We start from the raw sequence: 22,121 nt of genomic DNA, 5'->3' as shown, positions 1-22,121 counted from the left end.
CTTCTGTTTTTTATAAGACACCGGAAACAACACGTGCCGCCGACCCCCTGGGGGGCGTCGACTTCCCGCCGGCCCCGGCGCGCGCCCCCGGCGCTCCGGGCCCGACCGGTTTTTCCGCACGTTTTCCATGCGGTGAATGCAAGGTCAGGATCGAAGGCAGGGGGGAATTCAGATAATGCGACAGGGTACCCGCAAGGGCCTTATGACAGTGGCCGCGGCCACCGGTGTGATCGCCGCGGCGGGCGGTTACGCCCACGCGGACTCGGGAGCCGTCGGCTCCGCCACCGACTCACCCGGAGTGCTGTCCGGCAACACGGTGCAGGCGCCGGTGCACGTACCGGTGAACGTCTGCGGCAACACGGTGAACGTCGTCGGCGCCCTCAACCCGGCGATGGGCAACAAGTGCGCCAACCACGGCGGCGGAGGCGGTGCCTCGGCCGGCTACGGCGACTCCGGCGGCCACAGCGGCGGCCACGGCGGTGCGCACGCCGGGGGACACACCGCCGGCTCGCCCGGTGTCGGGTCGGGCAACACCGTGCAGGCGCCGATCGACGTCCCGGTCAACGTGTGCGGCAACAGCGTCAACGTCATCGGCATCGGCAACGCCGCGTTGGGCAACGAGTGCGCCAACGACGGGGATTCCGGACATATCGGGCACCCTGGTCACCCCGGATACCCCGGACACCCTGGTCACCCCGGCCGGCCCGGACACCCGGGTTCCCCCGGCGGGGGCCACCCCTCGCAGCCGCCCGGGCACGGGGGTCACGGCGGGCACGGTGGTCATGGTGGGCACGGAGGCGACGGGGGCCACGGACACGGGACGCCTCCGGGGCACGGCACGCCTCCCGGGCACGGCGGGCACGGGAGCACCCCGCCCGGGAAGCCGGGGAACCCAGGCAACCCAGGCAACCCCGGAACGCCGGGCAATCCGGGTGGTCACCCGGGCATGCCCCCCGCTCACTCCGGGAACGGGACCGTCCCGACCGGCGCTCACGGTTCCACCGCCGTCGGCCCCCTGGGCAGCGCCTCGGTGAGCCGGCCCGTCGCCGCCGCGCAGCTCGCGCACACCGGCAGTGACCTGCCGCTCGGACTCGCGCTCCCGGCCGGCGCAGGTGCGCTGCTCGCGGGCGCGGTGCTGTACCGCAGGGCGCGCGCCGCGGCGTAGCGCACGGACGGTGACGCACCGGCGGCGGTGCGTGGAACGGGACGGGCCCCGCAGCGGCGGGGCCCCTTCCGTCAGTCGGCCAGTCTCACCATGTGGCACGCACCTGGCGGATGATCCGCCGGCGCAACCGCACCCTGCGGCTGCCGTCGCGCATCAGGCTCAGTCGGTCCAACTCCCAGTGTCCGTACTCGGCATGGTCCGTCAGTAGACGTGTGGCCTCCTTGCGGGACACGCCGCGAGGTACGTACACGTCGACAAATTCGTATTCCGGCATCGCATCTATTGTGCGGGCTGGTGCCCGGTACGGATAGCGTCTGCACTATGTCTGATGCTGCGCAGCCCACCGCTGCCGAGGTACGCGCCGCCGCCGAGGCGGTCAAGACCGCGCTCGACCGCCATCTGGCCGCGGTCGAACGCAGGTCGGGGGAGGACGACCCCGCTGTCTACGAGGCGTTCAACCAGCTGGCCGCGGCCGCCGAGGTCTACGACGAGCTGCTCTACGACCGCTACGACGAGGTCACACCCTTCGAGATCCCCGGTACGGACGACTCGCTGCCGCCGTACGCGGGCCCCGAGGAGCCGAACGCGATCAGCGTACTGATCCGCCGCGACTACGCCGTGGCGGAACCACAGAGGCTGCTGGCGCAGGCCCAGCGGGTCGAGGCGGCCGAGTACGACGACGGTCCCGGCGCGGACGAGGACGCCGCCGGCACCATCCATGGGGCGCTGGGCGTCCTGTTCGGCGAGTTCGAGCCGGACGAGATCGCCTCCCGGCACAAGGAGTTCGGCCTGGAGGAGGGCGACTCCACGCTGTGGGTGACCGCGGCGGACGAACCGGCCGAGCCCGGCGAGTGGCTGGAGCTGCCCTTCGAGGGGGTCGATCCGCAGCGGGTGGTGTGCCGCTTCGACGTCAGTGCGGTCTTCGACGACGAGGACGCGGAGGACGGCGAGGACGCCACGGAGACCGACGACCTCGACCTCGACCTGGACGAGGACGAGGATCTGGAGCCGTTGGACGCAGAGCGCTGATCCGTCGGCCGGCGGTGCCCTCCGGGGGTCGAGACCGGATGGGCACCGCCGGCGGAACCGGTCAGTCCGCCGCGGGGACCTGCGTCTTCAGCAGCAGCGGCAGGCGGGTCGTCCGCGGCTTCGGCAGGCTCTCGGCCACCGCCTTCGCCAGGGCCTGTTCCACGCCGTGGACGACCGACAGGTGGCGCTCCGCCCGGCTGAACGCCGTGTACACCCAGGGCCGGTTCAGGGACTGGACCGCGTCTCCGGGCAGCACCACGACCGCCGCCGGCCAGCGGGCCCCGGCCGCCTGGTGCGCGGTGAGCGCCCAGCCGTGCCGCACCGCGTGCTCCACCCGCTCCTTCGGTACGACCACGGGCGCACCCGCGCACGACAGGTGCAGCCCCTCGGCGTCGGCCTTCACCACCTGGCCCCAGACCGTACGGCCCGGCGCGGGGGAGTAGGCGATCCGGTCACCCGGGTCGAAGCCGCCGAAGCGGCCGGGGCCCGGATTGAGCCGTTCCTTGAGGGCGGTGTTGAGGGCGCGGGTGCCGGCCGCTCCGCCGTGACCCGGGGTGATCACCACGGTCTGCTCGGCGGGGACGCCGATCGCGCGCGGGACGGAGTCGGCGACCAGTTGCACCGTCCGGTGCACCGCTTCGCCCGCGTCCCGTACCGGCACGATCACCACCTCCTTGCCGGGCGCCCCGACCTGGGTGAGCTCGCCGACGCCGATCCCGGAGACCAGTTCGCCGAGCGGGCCGGGGTCGGGCGTGCGGGAGGCGATCTGCGGGCACACGCGGGCCGCCAGCAGGTCGGCGAAGACCCGCCCGGGACCCGCGGACCACAGCACCGCCGGATCCCCGCTCAGCACCAGCCGCGCCCCGTCGGGCAGCGCCTCCACGAGCATCGCCGCGCCCTCCACGTCCAGCTGGGGCGCGTCCAGCACGATCAGCAGGTCGAGGTCCAGGGCACCGTCCGCGTCCCGGCCGGGGCCCGCGGCGCCGGCGAGCAGGTCGGCGACGGTGCCGACGGCTCCCTCGCCGCCCGCGAGACGCCGGCTGCCGTCGGGGGTGTGGGCGGCCGCGAAGGCGCGCAGCCCGGCCGCGCGGGCGGCGGCCAGCAGGGCCGCGGGTTCGGCACGGGCCGCCTCGCCGCCGGTGTGCAGCACCAGGCCGTGTCCGGCGACCGCCCGGGCCAGCTCGGCCGCGCCCCCGGAGGCCGCAGCCGCGACCGCCTCCCAGGACGCCTCGGCGTCCTTGGACGGCGAGCTGACCAGCCGGGCCAGCCCGTCGGCGAGGCTCTCCTCGGCCAGCGCGTACCGCTCCAGGCCGACCAGGACCCGGACCGGCCGCTCCTCCTCGTCGTCCTCGGGCTCCGGGGCACCCGGGTCCAGGGCGTCCTGGAAGACCAGCGCCTCGCCCTCCGCGAGCGCGCTCTGCACGGCAGCCTCCGGATCGGGCACCGCCCGCTGGGCCAGCGCGGCGGTGAGCGCCGGCATCTCCAGCGCGGTGTGCCCGGCCACGGCGGCCTGTTCGAGGAGCCAGCCGGTCACCGCCCGGCCGCGCCGCTCGTCGTCCGGACCGCACTCCGCGCCGAGCAGCGCCCGCGCGAACCCGTCGGCCTGGTCCGGCCGCACGCCGCTGAGCCGGAGCAGCTGCCAGGGGTCCTCACGCAGCACCGCGTCCGCGCCCTCGCCGAGAGCGGTGGCGACCTGGGGGGCGAGCGACTCGGGCGCACCGCCTTCGGCCAGCACCCCGCGTACCGCCGCGACCGCCTCCGTGCCGGGGGCGCCGACGACAGGCGCCGACTGCGGCCGCCGGACGGGTTCGGGCGCGGGGGCCGGGCTCGGCGCGGCCTCCGGCTCCGCGAACACGGTGGCCGCCGGTGGCTTCCCGCCCTCCACCGCCCGGATCGCCGCGAGCAGATCCGCCGCCGTCCCGCTTAGCTTGGCCCCGCTCTCGATCGGCCCCTTCTTCTCGGCCTTCCGCTGCGCGATCCGCTCCCGCTCCACCCGCTGAGCGGCCAACTCGGCCGCGGCCTCGGACACCTGGGCCGCGCCGTCACCACCGGCCACTTCGCCGGTGGCGGTCGCGGTGGCCCCGTCGGCCCCCGCAGCGCCGCCTTCGGCCCCCGCGTCAGCACTGCCGGCCGCCCCGGCGGAGACCTCGTCGCCCTCGGCCGGGCCGCTCTCGCCGTCCGCTCTGTCGGGTCCGGTGGTCGCTGTGCCGCTCGCTGTGGCCGTGTCGGCGATGGGGTCCGCGGGTTCCGTCGTCCCCCCGGCCGTCGTGTCCTCGTCGGCCTCGGGCTTGGCGCCCAGCCCCGGCTCCGTGCTCACAGCGTGCTCCAGTCGTGATCGGGATAGCGGTGCACGGGCGCCGACACGTCGTCGAGCGCCCGGCAGATCTCGTCAGGAAGCGTAAGCGCCTCCACTGACAACGCCCCCGCGAGCTGCTGCGCGTTGCGCGCGCCGACGATCGGCGCGGCCACGCCCGGCCGGTCCCGCACCCATGCCAGGGCCACCTGGAGCGGGGTGACCGCGAGCCCGTCCGCCGCCGTCTGCACCGCGTCCACGATCCGGCTCGCGGTGTCGTCGAGGTACGGCTCGACGAACGGTGCCAGATGCTCGGAGGCACCGCGTGAGTCCGGGGGAGTGGCATGGCGGTACTTCGCGGTCAGCACGCCCCGGCCCAGCGGCGAGGACGGCAGCAGGCCGATGCCCAGGTCGAGCGCGGCGGGCAGCACCTCGCGCTCGACGCCCCGCTGGAGCAGCGAGTACTCCAGCTGCGTGCTGGCCAGCCGGGTGCGCGTGCCCGGCGCCGCGAGCTGCCAGGTCGCGGCCTTCGCCAGCTGCCAGCCGCAGAAGTTGGAGACCCCGGCGTACCGGGCGCGACCGCTGCTCACCGCCAGGTCGAGGGCCTGGAGGGTCTCCTCCAGCGGGGTGTCCTGGTCGTAGGCGTGCACGTGCCAGACGTCGACGTAGTCGGTGCCGAGGCGGGCGAGGGAGGCGTCCAGCGCGGCGAGCAGGTGGCCGCGCGAGCCGTCGAAACGCCGGTCGGGGTCGGGGACGCTGCCCGCCTTCGTCGAGATGACCAGGTCCCGGCGCGGCACCAGCCCCTCTATCAGCTGCCCGAGCAGGTACTCGGCCTCTCCGTCGCCGTACACGTCCGCGGTGTCGACGAGGGTCCCGCCGGCCTCCCAGAACGCCTTCAGCATGTCCGCGGCGTCGTGCTCGTCGACGTCCCGGCCCCAGGTGAGGGTGCCGAGCCCGATCCGGGACACGCGCAGGCCGGTGCGGCCGAGATGCCTCTGCTCCATGCCCGCGAGATTACTGGCCAGAGCTGGTGCGTTGGGTTGCCTGTGGATAACCGATTTCACAAGGCAGCGGTGCGTTTGCGGCAGGCGGGAGCAGACCCACTCAGGGGCGCGGGGAACTGCGCGACCGGCCCCCACGACCCGCGGTCGGACCACAACCGATCCCCCGCACGGAAAATCCCCACGCTAAGGTCTCTCGCAACAGCGACGTTACTGATCGGTAAGGGGAACGGCCATGCAGCTCGGGATCAACCTCGGCTACTGGGGTGCCGGGATGGACGGGGACAATCTGGCCGTGGCCCAGGAGGCCGAGCGGCTCGGGTACGCCGTGTGCTGGGCCGCCGAGGCCTACGGCTCCGACGCCGCCACCGTGCTCAGCTGGGTCGCCGCCCAGACCGAGCGCATCGACGTCGGCTCTGCCATCTTCCAGATCCCGGCCCGCCAGCCGGCCATGACCGCGATGACCGCCGCGACCCTCGACTCCCTCTCCGGCGGCCGTTTCCGGCTCGGCCTCGGCGTCTCCGGACCGCAGGTCTCCGAGGGCTGGTACGGCGTCAAGTTCGACAAGCCGCTCTCCCGCACCCGCGAGTACGTGGAGATCGTGCGCAGGGCGATGAGCCGGGAACGGCTGTCGTACGAGGGCGAGCACTGGACGCTGCCGCTGCCGGGCGGCCCCGGCAAGCCGATCAAGCTGACCGTGCACCCCGAGCGCGAGCACATCCCGGTCTACATCGCCGCCATCGGCCCGAAGAACCTGGAGCAGACCGGCGAGATCGCCGACGGCGCGCTGCTGATCTTCCCCTCCGCCGAGCACCTGGAGGAGACGGCCGTGAAGTACCTGCGCGCGGGCCGGGAGAAGGCGGGCAGGACCCTCGACGGGTTCGACATCTGCCCGACGCTGCCGCTCGCCGTCGGCGACGACAAGGACGTGGCCACCCTCGCCGACACCTTCCGGCCCTACACCGCGCTGTACGTCGGCGGCATGGGCAGCCGCAAGCAGAACTTCTACAACCAGCTCGCCCAGCGCATGGGCTACGAGCGGGAGGCCGCCGAGATCCAGGACAAGTACCTGTCCGGCGACAAGAACGGGGCCGCTGCCGCCGTACCGCAGGAGCTGATCGACCAGACCACGCTGCTCGGTTCCGTGGACCGGATCGCCGACCGGATGAAGGCCTACGCGGCCGCCGGGGTAACCACGCTCTCCCTCGCGCCCGCCGGCTTCGCCCTGGACGAGCGGCTCGCCTCGCTGCGGGCCGGCGCCGAGGCCCTGGAGCGCGCCGGCCTCGCGTGAACACCTGAGAGGTGAGAGAAGTCCGCGGCCGTGGTGGGGGCTCGGGGGGTCTTCCCCGCCACGGCCGTCACGCAGAACAACGCGCCGGTGCCCGCGCGGTTACGCCCCTGGCGTGACACCGGTGCTCCACCTTTCGGCCGAGTTCGCCCGCACACCTGTTGCAGCCACTTCGATGCGGCATTTGACTCGTTCTTCGCGGGTTTGGTGAGTCCTCCGGAGAGGTGCCCACGATGCCTTCGGCCAGGAGTCTGTTCCAGGAGATCCTCGACAACGACGAATCCTTCCGGCTCTTCTGCTCCATCGCCGCCGGCGGAGAGTCCCAGGGCGGCTGGGAGAACGCGCGGATCGCCGCGCTGGTGCCGCGGAGCGAACGCGACCTGGCCCCCAGGATCACCCGCCACGGCGCCGACGAGGACAAGCACGGGCGCATCTTCCAGGCCCTGTTGAGGAAGCGCGGGCTGAGCCCCGTTCCGGTGCCGGCCGACACCGACTACACGATGATCCTGGAACGGCACGGCATCGGGCTCGCCCACGACCGGCTGCGGGCCGACCGGCCGCTCACCGTGCCGGACATCGTCACCTACCTCGCCCACAGCCGGGTCACCGAACAGCGCGCCGCCGAGCAGATGGAGCTGCTGCGCCGGTACTTCGCCGACCACCCGGACGTGGGCCGCGCGGTCCGCATGATCTCCGGGGACGAGGACAACCACCTCGCCCACTGCCACGAGGAACTGCTGCGCCTCGCCGCCGCCGGGCACGGCCGCGCCATCCGGCGCACCCTGCGCGCGTACGCGCTCGCCGAGATCCGCGTCTACCGGGACGTCAGCCGCGCCGTCATGGCCCGCATGGGCCGCATCCTCGGCTGGACCGGGGCCAGGTCCGCGCTGCTCGCGTTCGGCATCCACGCCGTCTACGCCTACGAACGCGCGGCCGGCTGGCGCCGCATGGTCTCGCTGCGGATGCCGGAGCACCGCAACGCCCTCGGCGGCCCGGCGACCCCCGCCCCCGAGTTCGCCTGAGCCCCGAGGGACGCAAGGCGCCCCAAGCGCCCCTCACATCCACCCGCGGCGCTTGAACAACCGGTACAGCACCAGCTCCAGGCAGGCCATGAGCAGGATCACCGCCGGGTACGACCAGACCCAGTGCAACTCGGGCATGTGGTCGAAGTTCATGCCGTAGATCCCCGCGATCAACGTGGGGACCGCGGCCATGGCCGCCCACGCGGAGATCTTCCGCATGTCGTCGTTCTGCCGCACGCTCATCTGCGCCAGATGGGCACTGAGCACGTCCGACACCAGCCGGTCCAGCGCCTCCACACCCTCGTTCACCCGCAGCAGATGGTCGTTGACGTCCCGGAAGAACGGGCGGGCCGACTCGTTCACGAAGGGCACCGCCGTACCGCCCCCGTACGGGCCCACCGCCGCCAGCTTGGTCATCGGCACGGCCAGCGGCACCGTCGCCCGGCGGAACTCCAGGATCTGCCGCTTGAAGGTGTAGATCCGCGACGCGGTGTGCCGGGAGCTGCCACCGCTCGGCGAGAAGACCTCCGCCTCCAGCTCCTCCAGGTCGTTCTGCAACTCGGTCGCGACCTCCAGGTAGTGGTCCACGACCGCGTCGGAGATCGAGTACAGCACCCCCGTCGGCCCGTGCTTCAGCATCTCGTGCTGCTCCTCCAGATGCCGCCGGATGTCGCCGAGCGGCGAGGGCGTCCCGTGGCGCACGGTGACCACGAAGGAGTCCCCGATGAAGATCATCAGCTCGCCGGAGGTCACCGTGTCGCTCTTCGGCTCGTACGTCACCGGCTTCAGGACGACGAACAGCGAGTCGTCGTACACCTCCAGCTTGGGCCGCTGGTGGGCGGTCAGGGCGTCCTCGACGGCCAGCGGATGCAGCCCGAACTCGTCGGTGACCAGGTCGAACTCGCGTTCCGTCGGCTCGTACAGGCCGATCCACAGGAAACTGTCGCCACGCGCGCGTGCCTCCGCGAGGGCGTCGGAGAAGTCCTGTGGGGTCTCCGTCCGCTCCCCGTCCCGGTAGATGGCGCAGTCGACGATCACTGAGCGTATTCTCCCGTCGCCCGGCCGCCTGTGCACTTCGGCGTGCGCCTACCCTGGGCCGCATGCCCACGCTGATCCTCGTAAGGCACGGACGGTCCACCGCCAACACCTCGGGTGTGCTCGCCGGCTGGACGCCGGGCGTCGCCCTCGACGAGCGCGGAGCCGCCCAGGCCGCCGCGCTGCCCGGCCGGCTCGCCGGGCTGCCGATCTCCGAGCTCGTCACCAGCCCGCTGCAACGCTGCCAGGAGACGGTCCGCCCGCTGCTCGAAGCCCGCCCCGAGCTCACCGCTCACACCGACGAGCGGATCGGGGAGGCCCACTACGGCGACTGGTCCGGCCGCAAGCTCGCCGAGCTCAAGGACGAGCCGCTGATGGAGGTCGTCCAGGCCCATCCGTCGGCGGCCGCGTTCCCCGGCGGCGAGTCCATGCGGGCCATGCAGACCCGCGCCGCCGAGGCGGTCCGTGAGTGGAACGCGCGCGTGGAGCGCGACCACGGCTCGGACGCCGTCTATCTCATGTGCTCGCACGGTGACATCATCAAGTCCCTCGTCGCGGACGCGCTCGGTCTGCATCTCGACCTCTTCCAGCGGATCTCCGTCGAGCCGTGTTCCATCACCGCGATCCGTTACACCCGCCTCAGGCCGTTTCTCGTTCGTCTCGGGGACACCGGGGATTTCGCCTCCCTTGCCCCCCGCGAGGAACCTCCGGGGGAAGACGCCCCGGTCGGTGGCGGCGCCGGCGCGCCGTGATCGTCAGCCGCAGTAGGGTGAAGCGATCCACGTAAGCGACCCCACCGGTCGTGTCGTCGCCCTCCCAATGTCACGCACTCTCGATTCCCATGGAGACAGGACGTGTCCCGTCAGGTGTTCCTCTACGATCCGCCGGACCGCTTCGTCGCGGGCACGGTGGGACTGCCCGGACGCCGTACGTTCTTCCTCCAGGCCACGGCCGGCCCCCGGACGACCAGCGTGGCCCTGGAGAAGACCCAGGTCGCCGCACTCGCCGAACGCATGGACGAACTCCTCGACGAGGTCGTACGGCGCAGCGGCGGCAACGCGGCCGTGCCCGCCGTCACACCCAGCGAAGTCACCGACAGCGCCCCCCTTGACACCCCCATCGAGGAGGAGTTCCGCGTCGGCACCATGGCGCTCGCCTGGGACGGCGAGGAAGAGCGCATGATCGTCGAGGCCCAGGCCCTCGTGGAGTTGGACGCCGACTCCGAGGAGGACCTCGCCGAGGCCGAGGAACGGCTCCTCCAGGACGAGGAGAACGGGCCCCCGATGCTGCGGGTCCGGCTGACCGGCGCGCAGGCCAGGGCCTTCTGCAAGCGCGCCCTCGACGTCGTCAACGCCGGGCGGCCGCCGTGCCCGCTGTGCAGCCTCCCGCTCGACCCGGAAGGACACGTATGTCCGCGCCAGAACGGATACCGCCGCGGAGCGTGACCGCCGCCGAACTGCTCGCCCACGGTGAGCTGAAGGTACGCGGGCGCATCCGCGACGCCTCCAACGCGGCGCTGTTCTGCACGGTCGCGCACGACGGCGAGGAGGCGTCCTGCGTCTACAAGCCGGTCGCCGGGGAGCGCCCGCTGTGGGACTTCCCCGACGGCACCCTCGCGCAGCGCGAGGTGGCCGCCTACGAGGTCGCCGCGGCCACCGGCTGGGACCTGGTCCCGCCCACCGTGCTGCGCGACGGGCCGTACGGCGAGGGCATGGTCCAGCTGTGGATCGACGTCGACCCCGAGGGCACCGAACTGCTCGCCCTGGTGGACGGGGAGGAGCCCGAGCCCGGCTGGAAGGCGATCGGGCTCGCCGAGGTCGGCGAGGGCAGGACCGCGCTGCTGGTGCACGCCGACGACGAACGACTGCGCCGGCTCGCCGTCCTCGACGCCGTGATCAACAACGCCGACCGCAAGGGCGGCCACCTGCTGCCCACCGCCGACGGCCGCCTCTACGGCATCGACCACGGTGTCACCTTCAACGTCGACAACAAGCTGCGCACCCTGCTGTGGGGCTGGGCGGGGGAGACCCTGACCGGCGAGGCCGTCGAGGTCCTCACAAGGCTGCACGAGGCCCTCGGCGGGGCCCTGGGCACCCGGCTGGCCGAGCTGATCACCACGGCCGAGCTGGACGCCACGCGCGTGCGTGTCGAGACGTTGCTCACCACCGGAAAACACCCGGAACCGAGCGGCGAGTGGCCGGCGATCCCCTGGCCGCCCGTCTGAGCCTGTCCGGCGGACCACCCCGGCGCCCACCAGCACATTCCGGCCCCGAGATCAAGACTGCCTTCCCGGCCGTCCGGTTCGTATACCGAACTCTGGTCCGGTTACGCTCATGTACATGCATGCCTGGCCCGCTTCCGAGGTCCCCGCCCTGCCTGGTCAGGGCCGCGACCTGAGGATCCACGACACCGCGACCGGCGGTCCGGTCACCCTCGACCCCGGTCCCGTCGCCCGTATCTATGTCTGCGGCATCACGCCGTACGACGCGACCCACATGGGGCACGCGGCGACCTACAACGCGTTCGACCTGGTTCAGCGCGTGTGGCTCGACACCAAGCGGCAGGTGCACTACGTCCAGAACGTGACGGACGTCGACGACCCGCTCCTGGAGCGCGCGGAGCGCGACGGCGTCGACTGGGTCGCCCTCGCCGAGAAGGAGACGACCCTCTTCCGCGAGGACATGACCGCCCTCAGGATGCTGCCGCCGCAGCACTACATAGGCGCCGTCGAGGCCATACCCGGCATCGTGCCGCTGGTCGAACGGCTGCGCGACCTCGGCGCGGCCTACGAACTCGAAGGCGACATCTACTTCTCCGTCGAGTCCGACCCCCACTTCGGCAAGGTCTCGGGCCTCGACGCGGCCGCCATGCGGCTGCTGTCCGCCGAGCGCGGCGGCGACCCCGACCGGCCCGGCAAGAAGAACCCCCTCGACCCGATGCTCTGGATGGCCGCGCGCGAGGGCGAACCGAGCTGGGACGGCGGCTCCCTCGGCCGCGGCCGCCCCGGCTGGCACATCGAGTGCGTGGCCATCGCCCTCGACCATCTCGGCATGACCTTCGACGTCCAGGGCGGCGGCTCCGACCTGGCCTTCCCGCACCACGAGATGGGCGCCTCGCACGCCCAGGTGCTCACCGGCGAGTTCCCGATGGCCAAGGCGTACGTCCACGCCGGCATGGTCGCCCTCGACGGCGAGAAGATGTCCAAGTCCAAGGGCAACCTGGTCTTCGTCTCCCAGCTGCGCCGTGACGGCGTCGACCCGGCCGCCATCCGCCTCGCCCTCCTGTCCCACCACTACCGCGCCGACTGGGAGTGGACCGACCAGGTCCTGGCCGACGCGGTGGCCCGCCTGGACCGCTGGCGCGCGGCGGTCTCCCGCCCGGACGGCCCGCCCGCCGAGACCCTGGTCGAGCAGATCCGCGAGGCCCTGTCCGACGACCTGGACGCGCCGGCCGCGCTGGCGGCGGTGGACCGCTGGGCCGCACTCCAGCGGGAGCGCGGCGGCACGGACCCGGGCGCACCCGGTGTCGTGTCCCGAGCGGTGGACGCCCTGCTGGGCGTGGCCCTTTAAAGAAGCTGCGGGACCCCCGCGCCCCAAAGGGGCGCGGGGAACTGCGCGCTCAGCCCCCACCGGCGCGAGGCCGGGACACGAGGCGCACCCCCCACTGTCGATCCCCCGACGCGAGAAGAAGGGGCGGTACGCATCATGCGTACCGCCCCTGTTCAGTGCCTGGATCCAGCCCGTGCGATCAGTCCTCGGAGGTGTCCCCGGAGGCGTCTCCGGAGGTGTCCTCGCCGTCCGCGCCGGGGCTCCCGGTGTCGCCGGTGTCCCCGGAATTCTCCGTGGTCCCGGGCGTGTCGGGCTTCGGCGCCCGGGGCGGCCGGGTCCGGCCGCTGGGGTTGTCCCGCAGGTACGACGCGCTGTCGCTGCCGTCCGCCGTGGCGTGCCCGCCGGGCGGGTTCACGTCCCGGCGCCGCAGATAGCGTTCGAACTCACGGGCGATCGCCTCACCCGACGCCTCCGGCAGCTCGGCGGTGTCCCGGGCCTCCTCCAGCGTCTGCACGTACTCGGCGACCTCGCTGTCCTCCGCGGCCAGCTGGTCCACCCCGACCTGCCAGGCGCGCGCGTCCTCGGGCAGCTCGCCCAGCGGGATCCGCAGGTCGAGCAGGTCCTCCAGACGGTTCAGCAGCGCCAGCGTGGCCTTCGGGTTGGGCGGCTGGGAGACGTAGTGCGGGACGGCCGCCCAGAGCGAGACCGCCGGCACGCCCGCATGCGTGCACGCCTCCTGGAGAACGCCGACGATTCCCGTCGGGCCCTCGTACTTGGTCTCCTCCAGGTCCATCCGCTGAGCCAGGTCCGAGTCGGACGTCACCCCGCTGACCGGCACCGGACGCGTGTGCGGGGTGTCGCCGAGCAGCGCGCCCAGGACGACCACCAGCTCGACGCCCAGCTCGTGGGCGAAGCCGAGCAGTTCGTTGCAGAACGAGCGCCAGCGCATGGACGGCTCGATGCCCCGGACCAGCACCAGGTCACGCGGCTTCTCGCCGCCGACCCGGACCACCGACAGCCGTGTCGTCGGCCAGGTGATCTTGCGCACACCCGAGTCCATCCAGACCGTGGGGCGGTTCACCTGGAAGTCGTAGTAGTCCTCGGCGTCGAGCGCCGCGAACACCTCGCCCTTCCACTCCCGCTCCAGATGCGCGACCGCGGTGGAGGCGGCGTCGCCGGCATCGTTCCACCCTTCGAACGCGGCCACCATGACTGGGTCGATCAGCTCGGGAACCCCCTCCAGCTCGATCACCCAGTGCCTCCTTCCGACGTGCCCTCGCGTACGCCCCAACCTTACGGCGTGAGGCGGGGGCGCCCGCAGCCCCCTTGCACGGGGGAGTGAACGGATCACTGCCCCGTTCGCAGCCCTCGAACACCCCTGACCTCGGGAAGCCGGTAAGCGCTTCACAGACTGCTGCGCAGCCACTGCTCCACGCTCGCGATGTGCACGGTCGCCCAGGACCTGGCCGCCTCCGCGTCCCGGTCGCGCAGCGCGGCCAGGATCGCGCGGTGTTCCCGCAGGGTCCGGGCGACCGCGTCCTCCTGGGTCAGGCCGCGCCAGATCCGGGCCCTGGTGGTCGGCCCCGACAGCCCGTCGAGCAGTGAGCACAGCACCGAGTTTCCCGAGCTCTGCACGATGCCCCGGTGGAACTCCAGGTCGCAGGCGACCAGCTCCTCAACCGAGGGCGCGGCGCCGAGCGCGTCCAACTGGGCGGACAGCGCGTCCAGTTGCTGCTCGCTGATCCGGGAGGCGGCCATCGCGGTCGCGGCCGGCTCCAGGATCCGGCGTACCGCGAGGAACTCCAGGACCGTGTCGTCGCGGTGGAAGTCGACGACGAAGCTCATCGCCTCGAGGAGCAACTGCGGGTCCAGGCTGGTGACATACGTGCCGTCGCCCTGCCGGACGTCCAGGATCCGGATCAGCGACAGGGCCCGCACCGCCTCCCGCAGGGAGTTCCGGGACAGGCCCAGTTCGGCGGCCAGCTCGCTCTCCTTGGGCAACCGCTCACCGGGGCGCAGCGCACCGGAGACGATCATGTCCTTGATCTTCTCGATCGCCTCGTCGGTGACTGCCATAACGGCCTCCCTGTCGCCCAGACATCCGATGTCTCAGCCCCATTATGCGGCCTGATCAGGCAGTGTCAGCCGGTGGCCTGCCGTCGGTCAGAAACGCCTGTCGTCGCGCTCCCTGGCCGGCTCGTCGGATGCCTCGCGGGGTCGGGGCGGGATGCCGGCCGGGGCCGCCCAGGACCACCAGCCGCCGGCCGGGGAGGCCGGCGAACCACGCGGCCAGGTCCTCGACCCGCCACGCCCGCTGAGCGGGGAGCCCGCCGCCGCGCCGGACGTTCTCCGGATGGTCGGCCAGCCGCCGGTCCGCGGGCGCCCAGCCCACCTCGATCGGCTCCGGGTCCCGCAGCCTCCGCAGCCGCGCCTCCGCCGCCCACTGCTCCCGTACGGCCTCGGCCAGCGCGTCGGCGGCCCGGCGCCGGTCCTCCTCGGCCGACCGCGGGACCGGTTCGGCGTCGCCGCGCAGCACGTCGGCCACGAGTGCGGCGACCGACACCAGGGTGCCGATCGCCGACACCAGGACGCCCTCGGTGGCGGCGTCGTCCCACCACAGGCGCAGCACGCCCGTGAGGGCCGCGAGCGCCGCCGCGCACGCCGATAACCCCAGGCGCCGCCGCACCCGGGCACTGTGCCATCCGCCGTGCATACACCGCTCCCGGGTCGTCCCGTCGCGGCACCGCCTGCCGTCGTGCCGCAACGACCCGTTCTAGTCGCGGGACCGTGGGCAAACCGGCTGTTCGAAACACGTGTGAGGGAGCGCGCGGGGGTGTTCGGGGGGCGGCTGGTGGCGCGGACGCCCTGCCCGGGCAGATACGAGGGGCACATGGCAGCGGCATGCCGGGGCGCCGGAAGCGATGCGCGGCGGGCATGCGAAAGGGGCGGCTCCCAAGGGGAGGGGGAGCCGCCCCTCTCATGTCCGGCCCCGGTCAGGGGAGGGGCCGGTCGTCACTCACTCGTGTCGAGCGGGTCGGGCCTTGCCGGCTCACTTCTTGTCGAGCAGGTCCTGGACCTTGGCCCGGACGTCGTCCGTGGCCAGGCCGCGGATCGTCAGGGTGGTACGGCGGCGCAGCACGTCGTCGGTGGTCTCGGCCCACTCGTGGTCGCGGGCCCAGACGACCTGCGCCCAGATCTCCGGGGCGTCCGGGTGGACGCGCTCGGCCAGCTGCGGGTCCTCGTTGGCGATCCGGGCGATGTCGAAGGCCAGCGAACCGTAGTGGGTGGCCAGGTGCTTGGCCGTGTCGGCGGCCATCCGCGGACCGGGCGCCGGGCTGTCCACCAGCAGGCGGTGGGCGACGGCGCGGGGGTTGGCGACGCCGGGCAGCGGCAGCTTCTTCGGCAGCGAGGCGATCGGCTCGAAGTCGTCGCCGAGCGGGTGGCCCGGCAGCGCCTCCAGCTTCTCCATCACGGTGCGGCCGATGTGCCGGAAGGTGGTCCACTTGCCGCCCGCGACGGACAGCATGCCGCCCCGGCCCTCGGTGACCACGGTCTCCCGCTTGGCCTTGGCGGTGCTGCCGGGGCCGCCCGGCAGCACCCGCAGGCCGGCGAAGGAGTAGGTGATCAGGTCCCGCCGGAGCTGCTGGTCCCGGACGGAGAACGCGGCCTCGTCCAGGATCTGGGCTATGTCCTTCTCGGTGACGGAGACGTCCGCCGGGTCTCCCTCGTACTCCTCGTCGGTGGTGCCGAGCAGCAGCATGTCCTCCCAGGGGAGGGCGAAGGTGATCCGGTACTTGTCGATGGGGGTGGCGAGCGCGGCCTTCCACGGGGAGGTCCGCTTCAGGACCAGGTGGGCGCCCTTGGAGAGGCGGATGGACGGGGCCGCGTTCGGGTCCTCCATCCGGCGCAGGTGGTCGACCCAGGGGCCGGTCGCGTTCAGCACCAGACGGGCGTTGACGCCGAACTCCTCGCCGGAGACCGCGTCCTTCAGGTCGGCGCCGGTCACCCGGCCGCTGGTGAAGCGCAGCCCGGTGACCTGGGCGTGGTTGAGGACGACCGCGCCCGCCTCGACGGCCGCGCGGACCGTCATCAGCGCCATGCGGGCGTCGTTCATCTGGTCGTCGCCGTACACGGCGACGGCCTTGAGGTTCTCGGTGCGCAGCTCCGGCACGTCCCGCTGGGCCCGCGCGGGGGAGAGCAGGTGGCCGACGCCGTCACCGAACGCGGAGAGCGCGGAGTAGGCGAAGACGCCCGCCCCGAGCTTCGCCGCGCCGTGCGGACCGCCCTTGTACACGGGGAGGTAGAACGTGAGCGGGTTCGCCAGGTGGGGGGCCACCTGGCGGGAGACCGCACGGCGCTCGAAGTGGTTCTCCGCCACCAGCTTCACCGCGCCGGTCTGCAGGTAGCGCAGACCGCCGTGGAGGAGCTTGGAGGAGGCGGAGGAGGTGGCGCCGGCGAAGTCGCCGGCGTCGACCAGTGCCACCCGCAGCCCGGACTGCGCGGCGTGCCAGGCGGTGGAGATGCCCAGGATGCCGCCGCCGATCACGAGAAGGTCGTACGACGCCTTGGAGAGCTGCTCCCTGGTCTCGGCCCGGCTCGGAAGCGAGCCGGAGGCCGGGTGCGTCCCCAGGGCAGGTACGGACTGCAGGGTGGACTGACTGGTCATGTCGGGTTCTTACTCCTCGTCAGAGCTCGATCGTGAGAGCGTGCGCGCTCTCGTCAGCTCTCGTCGTCGATCCAGCCCATGGTCCGGTCGACTGCCTTGAGCCAGTTCTTGTACTCACGGTCGCGGATCTCCGCGTCCATGCGGGGGGTCCACTCGGCGGCCCGGCGCCAGTTGGCGCGCAGTTCGTCGGTGCTGGACCAGAAGCCGACGGCGAGGCCGGCGGCGTAGGCGGCGCCGAGGCAGGTGGTCTCGGCGACCATCGGGCGCACCACGGGTGCGTCCAGGACGTCGGCGAGGGTCTGCATCAGCAGGTTGTTGGCGGTCATGCCACCGTCGACCTTGAGGGCCACCAGCTCGTCGCCGGAGTCCTTCACCATGGCGTCCGCGATCTCGCGGGTCTGCCAGGCGGTGGCCTCCAGGACGGCGCGGGCCAGGTGCGCCTTGGTGACGTACCGGGTCAGGCCGGCGATGACACCGCGGGCGTCGGAGCGCCAGTGCGGGGCGAACAGGCCGGAGAAGGCCGGCACGAAGTAGGCGCCGCCGTTGTCCTCGACCGAGAGCGCGAGCGTCTCGATCTCGGCCGCGGTGGAGATCAGGCCCATCTGGTCGCGCATCCACTGCACCAGCGAGCCGGTGACGGCGATCGAGCCCTCCAGCGCGAACACGGTCGGCTGGTCGCCGATCTTGTAGCCGACCGTGGTCAGCAGGCCCGCGTAGGAGTTGATGATCTTGTCACCGGTGTTCATCACCATGAAGGTGCCGGTGCCGTAGGTGGACTTGACCTCGCCCTCGGAGAAGCAGCACTGGCCGAACAGGGCCGCCTGCTGGTCGCCGAGCGCGGAGGCGACCGGGATGCCGCCGAGCAGGTCGCCGAGGCTGCCGCCGGTGACCTCGCCGTAGACCTCGGCGGAGGAGCGGATCTCGGGCAGGATCTGCAGCGGCACGCCGATGGACTCGGCGATCTTGTCGTCCCACTGCGTGGTGTGCAGGTTCATGAGGAGGGTGCGGGAGGCGTTGGTGACGTCGGTGACGTGCTTGCCGCCGTTGACACCGCCCGTCAGGTTCCAGATGACCCAGGTGTCCATGGTGCCGAAGAGGATGTCGCCCGCCTCGGCGCGCTCCTTGAGGCCGTCGACGTTGTCGAGCAGCCAGCGGGCCTTGGGGCCGGCGAAGTAGGAGGCCAGCGGGAGGCCGGTCTCGCGGCGGAAGCGGTCCTGGCCGACGTTGCGGCCGAGCTCCCGGCACAGGGCGTCGGTGCGGGTGTCCTGCCAGACGATGGCGTTGTGGACGGGCTCACCGGTGTTCTTGTCCCACAGCACGGTGGTCTCGCGCTGGTTGGTGATGCCGATGGCCTTGATGTCGTCGCGGGTGATGCCGGCCTTCTGGATGGCCCCGGCGACGACTTCCTGGACGTTGGTCCAGATCTCGTTGGCGTTGTGCTCGACCCAGCCCGGCTTCGGGAAGATCTGCTCGTGCTCCTTCTGGTCGACCGAGACGATACGGCCGTCCTTGTCGAAGACGATGCAGCGGCTGGAGGTCGTGCCCTGGTCGATGGCGGCGATGAAGGGGCCTGCGGTGTGAGCGTCGGTCACTGTGTGCTCCTCGAAGATCCGTGGTGTGTGGCGGTACGTCTTTTTACGTCTGCTTCTTCGGCGGGGCCTGGCGCTTTAAGCGAAGGCGACGTTGTAGATGCCCGCGGCTATGGCTCCGCCGATCAGCGGACCGACCACCGGGATCCAGGCGTAGCTCCAGTCGGAACCACCCTTGTTGGGCAGGGGGAGGAGTGCGTGCACGATGCGCGGACCGAGGTCACGGGCCGGGTTGATCGCGTAGCCCGTCGGACCGCCGAGGGAGAGACCGATCGACACCACCACGAGCGCGGTGATCAGGCCGCCCAGCACGCCGAGGCCGTTGCCCTTGTCGTTGAGGCCCTGGGTGAGGACCGCGAGGATCAGCACGACGGTGCCGATGATCTCCGTGGCGAGGTTCTGCACCGCGTTGCGGATCTCCGGACCCGTGGAGAAGATGCCGAGGACCGGGCCGGCCCCCTTCTCCTCGGCCTCGACGGCCTTGGCCGTGGTGGCCTGCGCGCCGGGACCGCCGACGATCTCCTTGTCGGTGAGGTGGGCCTGGAACTGGCCGTAGTAGGCGACCCACACCAGGGACGCGCCGATCATGGCGCCGAGCAGCTGTCCGGCGAAGTAGACCGGGACGTTGCTCCAGTCGCTGTTCTTGATGGCGAGAGCGACGGTTACGGCCGGGTTGAGGTGGGCACCGGACAGAGGTCCGGAGATGTAGACGGCCGTCAGGACGGCGAAGCCCCAACCGAAGGCGATGGCGAGCCAGCCGGCGTTACGGGCCTTGGAGGCCTTGAGCGTGACAGCGGCGCAGACGCCGCCGCCGAGCAGGATGAGTATGGCGGTACCGATGGTCTCGCCGATGAAGATGTCGGAGCTGGACACCCGCGACTCCTTTGTCCTTCGTCCAGGGAAGCCGAACCCCGAGTCCCTTCGGGGTGTTGGCGCCCTCGGGGGTGAGAGCGATGTCGGCCTTTGGCGTTGTCACACTCTAGCGCGTATTGCCGGTAGGTGTTCGACAATGCCGACCGATGGACGGGAGTCTTGCTCCGGCGTTACGCGTGCGTCAAGAGTTCTGTTATCGAAAGCGCGATCGTTATTGATTGCTGTGGGTTGCCGGTGAGTCGGGTCGTCCGCCGGGTGTCCTGCGGTAACTCCACTGATCTGCGCTTTTGCCCTGGTTTGTCCATCTCAGGGTACGACTGAGGCCGGTCCGCCGACACGCGGACCGGCCTCGGCTGTCGATCAGTGGCGCGCGGTCAGAACCGGCCCGCGCCCAGGTCCCGCGACACCGCACGGGCGCAGTCCCGCACCGCCGCTATCAGGTCGGGCCGCAACTCCCCGTCCCTGCAGAGCCGTTCCACCGCACCCGTGATGCCCACCGCGCCCACCGGCATACGGCGGCGGTCGTGGATGGGGGCGGCGACCGAGGCCACGCCCTCCCAGGTCTCCTCCACGTCGGCCGCGTACCCGCGCGCACGCGTGATGTCGAGGATGTGTTCGAAATCGTCCAGGTCGCAGGTGGTGCGGTCCGTGAAGGGTTTGCGGTCGGCCTCCAGGGCCTCGCTGTGCGCCACCGGGTCGTAGGCCGACAGCACCTTGCCCAGGGCCGTGGAGTGCAGCGGCTGCATGGCACCGATCTCCAGCACCTGCCGGCTGTCGTCGGGCCGGAAGACGTGGTGCACGATCAGCACGCCCTGCTGGTGGAACACGCCCAGGTAGACGCTCTCCCCGCTGGAACGGGCCAGGTCGTCCGTCCACACCAGCGCCCGCGCCCGCAGCTCGTGGATGTCCAGATAGGTGGTGCCGAGCCGGAGCAGCTCGGCGCCCAGCTGATAGCGCCCCGAGATTTCGTCCTGCTCGACGAATCCCTCCTGCTGGAGGGTGCGCAGGATGCCGTGGGCGGTGCCCTTGGCGAGACCCAGTGACGAGGCGATGTCCGACAGGCCGAGCCGTCGCTCGCCGCCCGCGAGCAGCCGCAGCATCGCGGCCGCCCGTTCGAGCGACTGGATGTTCCGTGCCATCGCCGTTCTGCCTCCGTCCCCTGTGACCTTCACCGTCGCGACTGCCGTAACCGTCGTTCGGCAATGCCGAACACTACCGGTCCATGCCGACTCACCGCTAATGGTCGGTCGATATCCGTTACTTCACGCGTGGCCCGCGCTTGGGCGTCCGGCCATGTGCGTCCGCCCCGCACCATGACCGGTGAACGGCCGAAACGCCGTGGCCGGGGTCATACTGCCCGCCCCCCGGGTCACTCGTCCGCCACATGGACGCCCTGCCCATCCAAGCCGACTCCCGGTTAGGCTGGCGCGGTGCGTCCATAGCCGGGTCCGCCCGGGGAAACCGCATAGCCGACAGCCGTCGCATCCAAGGGAGCCCTTCATGGCCTCGTTGCCGCCGTCCCCTTCCGCCGACAGCCGGACCCGGGTGTCCGCGCTCCGGGAGGCGCTCGCCACACGTGTGGTGGTCGCCGACGGAGCCATGGGCACCATGCTCCAGGCCCAGGACCCCACCCTGGAGGACTTCGAGAATCTCGAGGGCTGCAACGAGATCCTCAACGTCACCCGGCCCGACATCGTCCGCTCGGTCCACGAGGCGTACTTCGACGCCGGTGTGGACTGTGTCGAGACCAACACCTTCGGGGCGAACTACGCGGCGATGGCCGAGTACGACATCCCCGAGCGGGTCTTCGAGCTGTCGGAGGCGGGTGCCCGCATCGCCCGGGAGACCGCCGACGGGTACCTCGCCCGCGACGGCCGCCAGCGCTGGGTCCTGGGCTCCATCGGCCCCGGCACCAAGCTGCCCACCCTCGGCCACGTCGGGTACACCACGATCCGCGACGCCTTCCAGCAGAACGCCGAGGGTCTGATCGCCGGCGGCGCGGACGCGCTGATCGTGGAGACCACCCAGGACCTGCTCCAGACCAAGGCGGCCGTGATCGGCGCCCACCGCGCCCGAGAGATCGCCGGTCTGGACGTTCCGGTCATCGTCTCCGTCACCGTGGAGACCACCGGCACCATGCTGCTCGGCTCCGAGATCGGCGCCGCGCTCACCGCGCTGGAGCCGCTCGGCATCGACATGATCGGCATGAACTGCGCCACCGGCCCCGCCGAGATGAGCGAGCACCTGCGCTACCTCTCCCGGCACTCCCGCATCGCACTGTCCTGCATGCCGAATGCGGGCCTGCCCGTCCTCGGCAAGGACGGTGCGAGCTACCCGCTCACCCCCGCGGAGCTGGCCGACGCCCACGAGACCTTCGTCCGCGACTACGGCCTCTCCCTCATCGGCGGCTGCTGCGGCACCACCCCCGAGCACCTGCGCCAGGTCGTCGAGCGGGTCCGCGGGGTCACCCCGCCGGAGCGCAGCCCGCGCCCCGAGCCGGGTGCCGCCTCCCTGTATCAGACGGTGCCGTTCCGTCAGGACACCGCGTACCTGGCGATCGGTGAGCGCACGAACGCGAACGGTTCGAAGAAGTTCCGCGAGGCCATGCTGGA

The 22,121-nt window shown here is 71.9% G+C and carries 20 protein-coding genes; 9 read left to right on the top strand and 11 right to left on the bottom strand.

The features are described 5' to 3' along the window. Window positions 1-175 precede the first annotated feature (175 nt). Window positions 176-1,165, top strand: coding sequence for a chaplin (locus tag ACWGKQ_RS49500; RefSeq protein WP_453298693.1), 990 nt, complete (start codon window positions 176-178; stop codon window positions 1,163-1,165). 85 nt (window positions 1,166-1,250) lie between these two features. Here the strand turns inward: ACWGKQ_RS49500 and ACWGKQ_RS49495 are convergent, their stop codons facing one another. Beyond that, window positions 1,251-1,439, bottom strand: a complete 189-nt coding sequence (locus ACWGKQ_RS49495) for a DUF5703 family protein (RefSeq protein WP_046732800.1) — start codon at window positions 1,437-1,439, stop codon at window positions 1,251-1,253. 47 nt (window positions 1,440-1,486) lie between these two features. Here ACWGKQ_RS49495 and ACWGKQ_RS49490 point away from each other — a divergent pair, with 47 nt between their 5' ends. Beyond that, window positions 1,487-2,194: a hypothetical protein gene (locus ACWGKQ_RS49490; RefSeq protein WP_453298692.1), complete on the top strand. Its 708-nt coding sequence runs from the start codon at window positions 1,487-1,489 to the stop codon at window positions 2,192-2,194. 61 nt (window positions 2,195-2,255) lie between these two features. On the opposite strand, the gene ACWGKQ_RS49485 is transcribed toward ACWGKQ_RS49490, so the two are convergent. Together ACWGKQ_RS49485 and ACWGKQ_RS49480 are read right to left on the bottom strand one after the other, a co-directional pair. Next, window positions 2,256-4,511 (bottom strand): helix-hairpin-helix domain-containing protein, encoded by a 2,256-nt coding sequence (locus ACWGKQ_RS49485; RefSeq protein ID WP_453298691.1) that lies wholly within the window; start codon window positions 4,509-4,511, stop codon window positions 2,256-2,258. Continuing rightward, entirely contained in the window at window positions 4,508-5,491 is a 984-nt protein-coding gene (locus ACWGKQ_RS49480) for an aldo/keto reductase (protein ID WP_453298690.1), read from the bottom strand. Before ACWGKQ_RS49480 ends, ACWGKQ_RS49485 begins: the two co-directional genes overlap by 4 nt. Before the next feature lie 232 nt (window positions 5,492-5,723). Here ACWGKQ_RS49480 and ACWGKQ_RS49475 point away from each other — a divergent pair, with 232 nt between their 5' ends. Then, window positions 5,724-6,779, top strand: a complete 1,056-nt coding sequence (locus ACWGKQ_RS49475; protein ID WP_453298689.1) for an LLM class F420-dependent oxidoreductase — start codon at window positions 5,724-5,726, stop codon at window positions 6,777-6,779. 230 nt (window positions 6,780-7,009) lie between these two features. Continuing rightward, window positions 7,010-7,798: a ferritin-like domain-containing protein gene (locus tag ACWGKQ_RS49470; RefSeq protein ID WP_453298688.1), complete on the top strand. Its 789-nt coding sequence runs from the start codon at window positions 7,010-7,012 to the stop codon at window positions 7,796-7,798. Between the two features lie 33 nt (window positions 7,799-7,831). Here ACWGKQ_RS49470 and corA read toward each other — a convergent pair whose 3' ends face one another. Next, the gene (corA, locus tag ACWGKQ_RS49465; RefSeq protein WP_453298687.1) at window positions 7,832-8,836 is read right to left on the bottom strand and encodes a magnesium/cobalt transporter CorA; all 1,005 of its coding nucleotides are present in this window, start codon (window positions 8,834-8,836) and stop codon (window positions 7,832-7,834) included. Window positions 8,837-8,898: 62 nt separating this feature from the next. Between corA and ACWGKQ_RS49460 the strand changes: the two genes are divergently transcribed. The 4 genes from ACWGKQ_RS49460 to mshC all read left to right on the top strand — a co-directional run bounded on the left by ACWGKQ_RS49460 (window position 8,899) and on the right by mshC (window position 12,402). Continuing rightward, a complete protein-coding gene (locus ACWGKQ_RS49460; protein ID WP_453298686.1) occupies window positions 8,899-9,585 on the top strand; it encodes a histidine phosphatase family protein in 687 nt (228 codons plus the stop codon). 102 nt (window positions 9,586-9,687) lie between these two features. Continuing rightward, window positions 9,688-10,278, top strand: coding sequence for a DUF3090 domain-containing protein (locus tag ACWGKQ_RS49455; protein ID WP_453298685.1), 591 nt, complete (start codon window positions 9,688-9,690; stop codon window positions 10,276-10,278). Further along, entirely contained in the window at window positions 10,242-11,057 is an 816-nt protein-coding gene (locus tag ACWGKQ_RS49450; protein ID WP_453298684.1) for an SCO1664 family protein, read from the top strand. The genes ACWGKQ_RS49455 and ACWGKQ_RS49450 overlap by 37 nt, the downstream gene beginning before the upstream one ends. Window positions 11,058-11,172: 115 nt before the next feature. Then, a complete protein-coding gene (gene mshC, locus ACWGKQ_RS49445; protein ID WP_453298683.1) occupies window positions 11,173-12,402 on the top strand; it encodes a cysteine--1-D-myo-inosityl 2-amino-2-deoxy-alpha-D-glucopyranoside ligase in 1,230 nt (409 codons plus the stop codon). Between the two features lie 178 nt (window positions 12,403-12,580). Here mshC and ACWGKQ_RS49440 read toward each other — a convergent pair whose 3' ends face one another. From ACWGKQ_RS49440 to ACWGKQ_RS49410, 7 genes are all read right to left on the bottom strand, one after another. Further along, window positions 12,581-13,633 carry a PAC2 family protein gene (locus ACWGKQ_RS49440; RefSeq protein WP_453298682.1) on the bottom strand — a complete coding sequence of 351 codons (1,053 nt, stop codon included), beginning with the start codon at window positions 13,631-13,633 and terminating at the stop codon, window positions 12,581-12,583. Between the two features lie 152 nt (window positions 13,634-13,785). Next, window positions 13,786-14,457 (bottom strand): FadR/GntR family transcriptional regulator, encoded by a 672-nt coding sequence (locus ACWGKQ_RS49435; protein WP_453298681.1) that lies wholly within the window; start codon window positions 14,455-14,457, stop codon window positions 13,786-13,788. A 55-nt stretch (window positions 14,458-14,512) separates the two neighbouring features. Continuing rightward, window positions 14,513-15,067, bottom strand: coding sequence for a hypothetical protein (locus ACWGKQ_RS49430; RefSeq protein WP_453298680.1), 555 nt, complete (start codon window positions 15,065-15,067; stop codon window positions 14,513-14,515). Between the two features lie 363 nt (window positions 15,068-15,430). Beyond that, on the bottom strand, window positions 15,431-17,047 hold the full coding sequence (locus ACWGKQ_RS49425; RefSeq protein WP_453298679.1) for an FAD-dependent oxidoreductase: 1,617 nt from the start codon (window positions 17,045-17,047) through the stop codon (window positions 15,431-15,433). A gap of 53 nt (window positions 17,048-17,100) precedes the next feature. After that, a complete protein-coding gene (glpK, locus tag ACWGKQ_RS49420; protein ID WP_453298678.1) occupies window positions 17,101-18,639 on the bottom strand; it encodes a glycerol kinase GlpK in 1,539 nt (512 codons plus the stop codon). 75 nt (window positions 18,640-18,714) lie between these two features. Continuing rightward, on the bottom strand, window positions 18,715-19,509 hold the full coding sequence (locus ACWGKQ_RS49415; protein WP_453298677.1) for an MIP/aquaporin family protein: 795 nt from the start codon (window positions 19,507-19,509) through the stop codon (window positions 18,715-18,717). A gap of 374 nt (window positions 19,510-19,883) precedes the next feature. Beyond that, window positions 19,884-20,648 carry an IclR family transcriptional regulator gene (locus tag ACWGKQ_RS49410; RefSeq protein WP_453298676.1) on the bottom strand — a complete coding sequence of 255 codons (765 nt, stop codon included), beginning with the start codon at window positions 20,646-20,648 and terminating at the stop codon, window positions 19,884-19,886. Between the two features lie 361 nt (window positions 20,649-21,009). On the opposite strand from ACWGKQ_RS49410, the gene ACWGKQ_RS49405 reads away from it, so the two are divergent. Beyond that, on the top strand, window positions 21,010-22,121 hold a 1,112-nt coding region (locus tag ACWGKQ_RS49405), incomplete at its 3' end, for a homocysteine S-methyltransferase family protein (protein ID WP_453298675.1).

The sequence above is a fragment of the Streptomyces sp. NPDC054770 genome, assembly GCF_053611985.1.
Note: the sequence above shows the minus strand (reverse complement) of the source record. Positions and strands in the feature narration are given on the sequence as shown.